At 41.9% G+C, this 8,460-nt stretch carries 5 protein-coding genes and 2 pseudogenes; 5 read left to right on the top strand and 2 right to left on the bottom strand.

What is annotated here, in order from left to right:
* Positions 1 to 180: hypothetical protein (locus tag JCM21738_RS19995; RefSeq protein WP_035210006.1), on the bottom strand; the 180-nt coding region annotated here is incomplete at its 3' end.
* A 383-nt stretch (positions 181 to 563) separates the two neighbouring features.
* Between JCM21738_RS19995 and yhbH the strand changes: the two are divergent.
* The 4 genes and pseudogenes from yhbH (at position 564) to JCM21738_RS19975 (ending at position 5,443) form a co-directional block, all read left to right on the top strand.
* Positions 564 to 1,731, top strand: a pseudogene (gene yhbH, locus JCM21738_RS19990) (sporulation protein YhbH).
* Positions 1,732 to 1,943: 212 nt separating this feature from the next.
* Positions 1,944 to 3,023, top strand: a complete 1,080-nt coding sequence (locus tag JCM21738_RS19985) for a Fe(3+) ABC transporter substrate-binding protein (protein WP_023625521.1) — start codon at positions 1,944 to 1,946, stop codon at positions 3,021 to 3,023.
* 81 nt (positions 3,024 to 3,104) lie between these two features.
* Entirely contained in the window at positions 3,105 to 4,745 is a 1,641-nt protein-coding gene (locus tag JCM21738_RS19980; protein ID WP_023625520.1) for an ABC transporter permease, read from the top strand.
* A complete protein-coding gene (locus JCM21738_RS19975; RefSeq protein ID WP_023625519.1) occupies positions 4,745 to 5,443 on the top strand; it encodes an ABC transporter ATP-binding protein in 699 nt (232 codons plus the stop codon). The genes JCM21738_RS19980 and JCM21738_RS19975 overlap by 1 nt, the downstream gene beginning before the upstream one ends.
* Positions 5,444 to 5,680: 237 nt before the next feature.
* Here JCM21738_RS19975 and JCM21738_RS19970 read toward each other — a convergent pair whose 3' ends face one another.
* A complete protein-coding gene (locus tag JCM21738_RS19970; protein ID WP_439646014.1) occupies positions 5,681 to 6,481 on the bottom strand; it encodes a C39 family peptidase in 801 nt (266 codons plus the stop codon).
* 432 nt (positions 6,482 to 6,913) lie between these two features.
* On the opposite strand from JCM21738_RS19970, the pseudogene JCM21738_RS19965 reads away from it, so the two are divergent.
* A pseudogene (locus tag JCM21738_RS19965) lies at positions 6,914 to 8,379 on the top strand (glycine betaine uptake BCCT transporter).
* Positions 8,380 to 8,460 lie beyond the last annotated feature (81 nt).

Below are 8,460 nucleotides of genomic sequence, written 5' to 3'. Positions count from 1 at the left end.
CCAGCGCCTAGCCCCTCGAGTCGCTTGTCTAGTGTCGCCTCCTAGAAACTCCGAAACTTCAACTCCGCCGGCAGAAGCAAAAAGCGCTTCTTTGTCGGAGTCTCCAGTTTCTGCGTTTCTGGACAGTCGGCTATACTTTTCGATTTCGGTCCGACCGATGAAGTCAAAGAACGACTTCACTGGTCGGCCCTCCAGCGCTTGTCGGGGCTGAACGAGGCGCTTGCGCATTTTGTTCAGGTCATAACAACGCATCGAGAATTCGAGCTTCTTCAAAATATATAATGCTCCAAACCCAGAGCAATATAGGTGGCGAACGGTCCTGTCCCGTAAAAGAACTTACCTTAGCTTCCGAAAGGATGCCCAAAAGGATTTTAGGATAAAATGGGCTTGTCCATCCATAGGAGAAAAGGTTAATTGTCAAAATTATTTGTAAATTATTTTGTCTTCCTGCATAAGATAGAGTAATTACAATTACCACAAGGGTAAAGTCCATCGGGATATTGTATGAAAGTATGCTGTATTATGTTACCGTCAAAATGAAAATTTCAAAGGAGGGGTTGAAAATGACCGATGAAAGCAGTCACCAGTTTGTGATTTCCCAGGAAGATTGGTCCCTCCACCGCAAAGGACATGATGACCAACAGCGCCATCAGGAAAAGGTGCAGGAAGCAATAAAGAGCAATCTGCCTGATTTGATCACAGAAGAAAATATTATCATGTCCAACGGCAGGGATGTCGTAAAGATTCCGATAAGGTCACTGGATGAGTACAAAATCCGTTATAACTATGATAAGAACAAACATGTCGGCCAGGGAAATGGAGACAGTAAAGTCGGCGATGTCGTCGCCCGTGATGGCTCGGGGCAGCAGCAGGGTCCAGGAAAAGGGCAAGGTGCAGGAGACCAGGCAGGAGAAGACTATTACGAAGCAGAAGTATCCATGATGGAAATTGAGGAAGCGCTATTCAAAGAGTTAGAGCTTCCGAACCTAAAGAAGAAGGAAGAACAAGAGCACCTCGTTGAAAACATTGAATTCAACGATATCAGGAAGACTGGATTAATGGGGAATATTGATAAAAAACGAACAATGATGTCGGCTTATAAACGGAACGCAATGACCGGGAAACCATCATTCCACCCAATTTACAAGGAAGATCTCAAGTTCAAGACGTGGAATGAAGTTGTGAAGCCGGATTCAAAAGCTGTTGTGCTTGCATGATGGATACAAGTGGAAGTATGGGACTGTGGGAAAAATATATGGCGAGGAGCTTTTTTTCTGGATGACGCGTTTCCTTCGTTCCAAGTATGAAACAGTTGAAATCGAATTTATCGCCCACCATACAGAAGCAAAGGTAGTTTCCGAGGAAGACTTTTTCTCGAAAGGGGAAAGCGGAGGTACCATATGTTCATCTGCCTATCGAAAAGCGTTAGAACTTATTGATGTAAAATACAATCCAAGCAAGTTTAACATCTACCCATTCCATTTTTCAGATGGTGATAACCTGACCTCCGACAATGCCCGCTGTGTGAAGTTAGTAGAAGAGCTGATGAAGGTCTCCAATATGTTTGGTTACGGAGAAGTCAATCAGTATAACCGCCACTCGACCATAATGTCCGCGTATAAAAACATTAAAGATGATAACTTCCGTTACTATATCCTCAAGCAGAAGGCTGACGTATTCCACGCGATGAAAAGCTTTTTCAAAAATGAAGAAAACAAGATGTATGCTTGAATTTAGCCCGGCTGACAAAACCCAGCCGGGTTCTTAATGGTAAATTTTATATACATAATCTTCAAGGTAATTACCTCTTTTGTGTCAGAAATTTGTCTCCCTCAAAAAAATAATTGAAAAATTCCACATAACCATTGATTGATAATGGTTATCAGTGTACAATCCTAATTGAGAACAAATTTCAATAACATTACAAATAAGAGGTGCTAAAAATGCAAATAAGATTTTTGTCTATCAGTTTGGTATTTGTGTTGGTTTTAAGCTTGCTAGCTGGATGTGTTCAGCCTGCTGAAGATACAGGAGAACAACAGAATGGCAATAAAGAAGAAGAAAAGAATTCAGGGGTAGTAAACCTTTATACTAGCAGGCACTATGAGTCAGACCTAGAACTTTATAAAATCTTTGAAGAAAAGACAGGTATCAAGGTCAATGTAGTAGAAGGCAAGGGCGATGAACTCATGGAGCGCCTCAGCGTCGAAGGCAAGGATACAGAGGCGGATTTATTCTTCACTGCAGATGCTGGAAACCTTCACCTTGCTAAGGAAGCGGACGTGCTTCAGCCAATTGAAAGCGATGTGATTTCTGAGAACATCCCTGAAAATCTGCGAGATGAAGAAAACTACTGGTTTGGTATGGCAAAAAGAGCACGCGTCCTTGTTTACTCCAAAGAGCGCGTTGACCCTTCTCAGCTTTCAACTTATGAGGCAATGACTGAACCTGAGTGGAAGGGAAAAGTAGTGGCAAGACCTTCTGAGAATATGTACAATATCTCTTTGCTTTCTTCATTCATCGAGGTAATGGGCGAGGATAAGGCAAAGGAATGGGCAAAAGGCTTTGCTGAGAACATGGCTAGAGAGCCACAGGGAAATGACCGTGACCAGGCAAAAGCAGTTGTAGCTGGAGAAGCTGATGTAGCGCTTATGAATACCTACTACATTGGATTGATGGCTCATTCTGAAGATCCTGAAGAAAAGAAAGTCGCTGAGCAAGTTGGTGTATTCTTCCCTAACCAGGAGACTACAGGAGCGCACATCAATGTCAGCGCAATTGGTGTGACTAAACATGCCAAGAATGTTGAAAACGCACAGAAGTTCATTGAGTTCTTATCAAGTGAGGAAGCACAAGGCCAATTTGCAGAAGTGAATTTCGAGTTCCCTGCAAATCCTAATGTTGAAGCTTCAGAATTCCTGCAAGCCTGGGGAGCCTTCAAAGAGCAGGACATCAACCTTTCTGTTCTTGGAAAGAACCAGCAAGATGCAATCAAGATCTTCAATGAAGTAGGCTGGAAATAATCAATTGGGTACCGAAGCGTCCGAAGCTGCTTCGGTACCTTTGTTAGCAATCTTGAACAAAAGCCTGAGGAAGTGTAAAAAATGAAGTTTGCCGTACGGGTGAAACAACAGCTTAATATATGGGCGCTTCTTAGCTTCCTGTTCATCGTGATCATCTTGATACCGAATTTCATTATCGGCTTCGAATTTTTTTCTGAGGCAAATGAAAACTGGCAGCATATCAAGGAATATTTGCTTAAAGAATACTTGACGAATACTATTATCATTCTATTCTTTACCGCAATAGCAACGACCATTATCGGAACCAGCCTGGCATGGCTGATTGCCCTGTATGATTTTCCATTGAGGAATTTCCTGAAATGGGCATTGATCCTGCCATTGGCCATCCCGCCTTACATTGCTGCTTATACCTATCATGGAATAGTCAACTATACGGGGATTGTACAGTCAACTTTAAGAAATTCATTTGATATTACGCTGAGCCAAAGCTATTTTAACATTATGACCAATCAGGGTGCGGTGTTTATCTTTTCGATGACCCTTTTTCCATATGTTTATACGATTACAAAGAGCTTTTTCCAAAATCAATCCGCTTCAATGATCGAGAATGCCACCCTTCTTAGCGGCGGTTCATTTAACACGTTTTTCCTTGTTGCATTGCCGATATCGAAAGCATCCATTGTGGGAAGTGTTACATTGGTCATCCTGGAAGTGCTGAACGATTATGGAGTCGTAAGTTATTTTGGGATTCAAACATTCAGCACAGCGATTTTCCGGACATGGTATGGAATGAAAGACCTTGATTCTGCGCTGAAACTAGCAGGTTCCCTCATGCTTCTAGTCATCGTTGTCCTCATCCTCGAGAAGATTTTGAGAGGGAGGAAGCGGTACAGTTTCTCGACCACGAAGGTGCGTCCAATCGAGCCAAAGCGCTTAAAAGGAGTAAAAGGCTGGGCTGTTTTCGCCTATGCATTTGGGATTTTCAGCTTTGCCTTTCTAATTCCTTTTCTCCAATTGGTCCGATGGGGATTTATGACCTATGAGAAGGTTTTGAACACAGTATTCCTGCAGCAGGCATACAATTCGATTCTTGTGGCGGCAATTGCTTCATCCATCATCATTTTTGTTTCACTGGTCATTTCAAACTTTACAAGGCTTCACCATGGAATCGTGCCAAAGATTTTCTCGAGGGTTACAACATTAGGCTATTCCATTCCAGGTGCAGCAATCGCAATTGCAATCATTACAATTTTTTTATGGTTGGACACATATATAGTAACAATTCTTGGAAAAATAAACCTTGAGCCTACTTTTGTATTAAGGACCAGCCTCGTCATGCTGGTATCCGCATATATCATTCGCTTCCTTGCGATTGGGTATAACTCTGTCGAGGCAGGGTTTGAAAAAGTGGGAAACAGCTTCACTGAAGCTTCAAGAATGCTCGGGGTATCACCGATAAGGACACTTTTGAAGGTCGATATTCCATTGATCAAAGGCTCAATCTTCAGTGGATTTATTTTAGTGTTTATTGATATTTTAAAAGAATTGCCATTAACTTTATTTTTACAGCCGTTCAACTTTACAACTCTGGCAACCCAGGCATTCAAGTATGCGAATGATGAAAGAATTCAGGAAGCTTCACTGGCCTCGCTGTTCATTATACTGCTTAGCGGGATTTTCATCTTTTTCTTTCATAGACTAGCGGAAGGAGAGAACGAATAATGTTTGTGCAAATAAAAGGATTGCAATATCGCTATCGGAATGCAAAAGAGGATACCATCAAGGATTTCAATTTGGAAATCGACAAAGGTGAAATCGTTTCAATTCTTGGTGAAAGCGGAAGCGGCAAGAGCACGGTCCTTCGGCTGATTGCAGGTTTGGAAACTCCTTCAGGCGGCATGATTAAAATTGATGGAAAAACTGTTAGCGATGATTTCACTTTCATTCCGCCCGAAAAAAGAGGAGTAGGACTGGTCTTTCAGGATTATGCCCTATTTCCGCATATGACCGTCGCGAAAAACATCAAATTCGGTCTTAGACATTTGGGCTGGAAAGAAAAACTAAGCCGTGTCGAGGAAATGCTTGATCTTGTCGGGCTGTCCGAATACAAAAACCGCTACCCACATGAATTGAGCGGCGGGCAACAGCAGCGTATCGCCCTTGCACGGGCACTTGCACCTGAGCCGTCAATACTAATCCTCGATGAGCCATTCAGCAACCTTGATGCAAACCTCCAGAAGAGAATCAGGGGCGAGCTAAGGGAAATCCTGAAACAAACGGGCATTACGTCCATTTTCGTCACTCATGATCATGAAGATGCCAAGACACTTGCAGACCGTATTGTATACATTGAGAATGGTAAAGTGAATATAGACACTGTATCCACAGAAGCGAAACACGAACTCTCTTTTTCATATTGATCTTCCAGTCAAGGCATTCCATTCAGGTTGGGATGTCTTTTTTGGTGCAGGAAATATAAATTGGATTTAAATGCAAACAGATTATTGGTGAAGGGGAGGCAGAGTACAGGAAATGTGGTTGTGTAGGTTGCTGTTTCCAAAATCCAGCAGTTTAACTAAGCTTTAATCAGTGAACTTAGGCAAAATAAGGAGCAGCGTCAAAACGGTACTCCTTTTCTCTTACAGATTAGTAATCTATTATTTTTTGACCCCAATTGCCTGGCTGCCCATTTGAACCCAGGCTTTTTCGAATGGTATCCGCGGAACTGCTTTATAGCCATCACTGGCAAGAGGATCATTTACGAAAATAAACTCTTTATCATACCCGACAATCAAAACACTGTGTTCCCGGTATGTGATTTTCACATTTCCGGTATTAGTCTCCCAAACGGTAAATTCTGATTCAGGAAGCGGTGCGAAAGTGGAATTTATAATGACCCAGACTGGCGATCCAGTCTCGATCAGTTCATAAACTGCATCAATCGATTGGCCGGTAATGTCCCTGATTTTCCCGGGAAGATAATTCTCTCCAAGGCTTGCAACAGGACCGTGGTAAACGGCGTATCCTGACTTGCTGAAGGTATAAATATCACCTACAAAGCCGTCGTATGGATTTCCGCGTACATAATTTGCGTCACGGAAAGGAATTTTATGTATCTGCTTAGCCAAGGTCATTTTATCGGCTGCGACTCCTTCATACTGCAAAAGCATCGTTAAACTGGTCACTTCACACCCGCGCTGTAATTCTGGAAGCTGACTGATGTGTGGGACACCTTCGATTATCTTTTTCTCTTCTGCATTTATGAAGTTCTCGAGTACTTCTTTATCGACACTGTTTTTAGTTACCGAATGAGCTTCTGTTCGAGTTATTTTTGGTGCAACCACAGCTTGTGTTTCCGCGGTTGGATTTTCAACTGATCTAAAATTTTCCGCCCCCAGATAGGTGCCCAAGAAAATGGCTCCAATTGACAGTGATCTAAGCAACAACTTATTATTCAAAATATCCCATCCTAACATTTTCTCCTTTAAGCTTGGTATCTCTTACAATTTTAATCATAATCCGATAAGGATTCAATAGATTAATAGAATATTGGAAATGCCTTGGAAAAAAGCGCTTTGTCGAAGGAAATACATATAAAATCAAAGCCAGTGAATATAGCCAGGTAAGTAATAAATTAGGCCATAAAATTTGGTTTTTAGAGAAGAATATGGAGGAATGCAGCAGTTGAGACTAAAAGCCAAGCTCCCGTAAAAAATGTAGGACTATCATTTTTATATCCGTAATCGGCAATACTATCTCTGTTATGAGTACAATCTTTTTAAAAAAACACTAATTTATGTTAGGGTATTAAAGTGCAATGTTTAGGAAGGGAGTTTTTTGATGAAAAAGGATTCATCGGTTTTTTTATATCGACTGGAATTTTGTTATTGATGGTTCTTTTCGGTGTGTTTGTTCCAGAGAAACTTGAATCTGTTACAGCCAGCATCCAGGTATTCATTACTGATGCTTTTGGCTGGTATTATTTAATACTTGTTTCTGCTATTGTTATTGTTTGTCTGTATTTCTTGATCAGTCCACTCGGTAAAATCAGGCTTGGCAGGCAGGATGACCGCCTGAGTTTACTACCCTGACTTGGTTTGCGATGCTTTTCAGTGCTGGTATGGGAATCGGGCTGGTTTTCTGGGGCACTGCTGAACCAATAAGCCATTATATGGTCTCGACACCAACTGGAGTGGAGGCGGGGACTGACCAGGCAGTTCGTGATTCGATGAGATTCACATTTTTCCATTGGGGAATCCACGCCTGGGCTATTTATGGGATTGTTGCGTTAGTCCTTGCTTATTTCAATTTCCGGCATGGGAAGCCTGGGTTGATTAGTTCTACTCTCGGCCCAATTTTAGGCGACAAGACAAATGGTACGATTGGAAAAGTGATTGACATAATCTCCGTTGTCGCTACTGTAGTGGGTGTAGCAACGACTTTGGGATTTGGAGCTGTACAAATTAACGGTGGACTTTCTTACCTATTTGGAATACCTGCTGGTTTCGTAACTCAATTGTTTATTGTCCTGATTGTAACAGTATTGTTCATGATCTCTGCCTGGACAGGACTTGGGAAAGGGATTAAGATTCTAAGCAACGTAAACATGATACTTGCTGCGATCTTGCTGGTGGCGATGCTGGTTTTAGGCCCCACCCAGTTTATCTTAAACCTCTTTACCAACACAATTGGTACATACCTTCAAAATTTGCCTGCAATGAGCTTCCGGATTGCGCCTTTAAATGTAGAAATCCGTTCGTGGATTAACGGCTGGACCATATTCTACTGGGCATGGTGGATAGCCTGGGCACCATTTGTGGGGATTTTTATAGCTCGAGTTTCTAAAGGCCGGACGATCAGAGAGTTTGTATTTGGTGTACTGCTAGTGCCTTCTTTGATTGGTTTTTTATGGTTTTCTGCTTTCGGAGGTTCAGCGATTATGCTGGAGCACGAAGGAATTGCTAAGATTTCAGAGCTTGCAACTGAAGAAGCACTCTTTGGCGTATTTGCCAACTATCCATTAAGTTTAATGTTGTCCATCCTGGCAATGATTCTTATCGGTACATTCTTTATCACCTCAGCAGACTCAGGCACATTTGTTTTAGGGATGATGACTACCAATGGATCACTGACACCAGGAAACAAGATTAAATTTACATGGGGAATCATGCTAGCGGCAATTTCTTTAGTATTGCTGTACTCTGGCGGGCTGCAGGCCTTGCAAAATACAATGATCGTAGCCGCATTGCCATTCTCCATCATTATGGCGTTAATGGCGCTGAGTTTGATTAAAGCTTTGAATAAAGAAGCGAAAGAACTGGGGATTGGAAAAATTCCTAAACGGAAGCCTCAATAATAAAGTCAAAGGAGTCATCCCATTAAGGATGGCTTCTTTTTGCTTTATAAGAAAGCACAAAACTTTTTACTTAGATTAGTG

Origin of the sequence: Mesobacillus boroniphilus JCM 21738 (assembly GCF_000517385.1) — a bacterium.
Taxonomy (GTDB): domain Bacteria; phylum Bacillota; class Bacilli; order Bacillales; family Cytobacillaceae; genus Mesobacillus; species Mesobacillus boroniphilus.
Note: the sequence above shows the minus strand (reverse complement) of the source record. Positions and strands in the feature narration are given on the sequence as shown.

Excerpts from the sequence above, each read along its gene's own strand:
- JCM21738_RS19985 (WP_023625521.1), top strand. The coding sequence starts at position 1,944 with ATGCAAATAAGATTTTTGTCTATCAGTTTGGTATTTGTGTTGGTTTTA.
- JCM21738_RS19980 (WP_023625520.1), top strand. The coding sequence starts at position 3,105 with ATGAAGTTTGCCGTACGGGTGAAACAACAGCTTAATATATGGGCGCTT.
- JCM21738_RS19975 (WP_023625519.1), top strand. The coding sequence starts at position 4,745 with ATGTTTGTGCAAATAAAAGGATTGCAATATCGCTATCGGAATGCAAAA.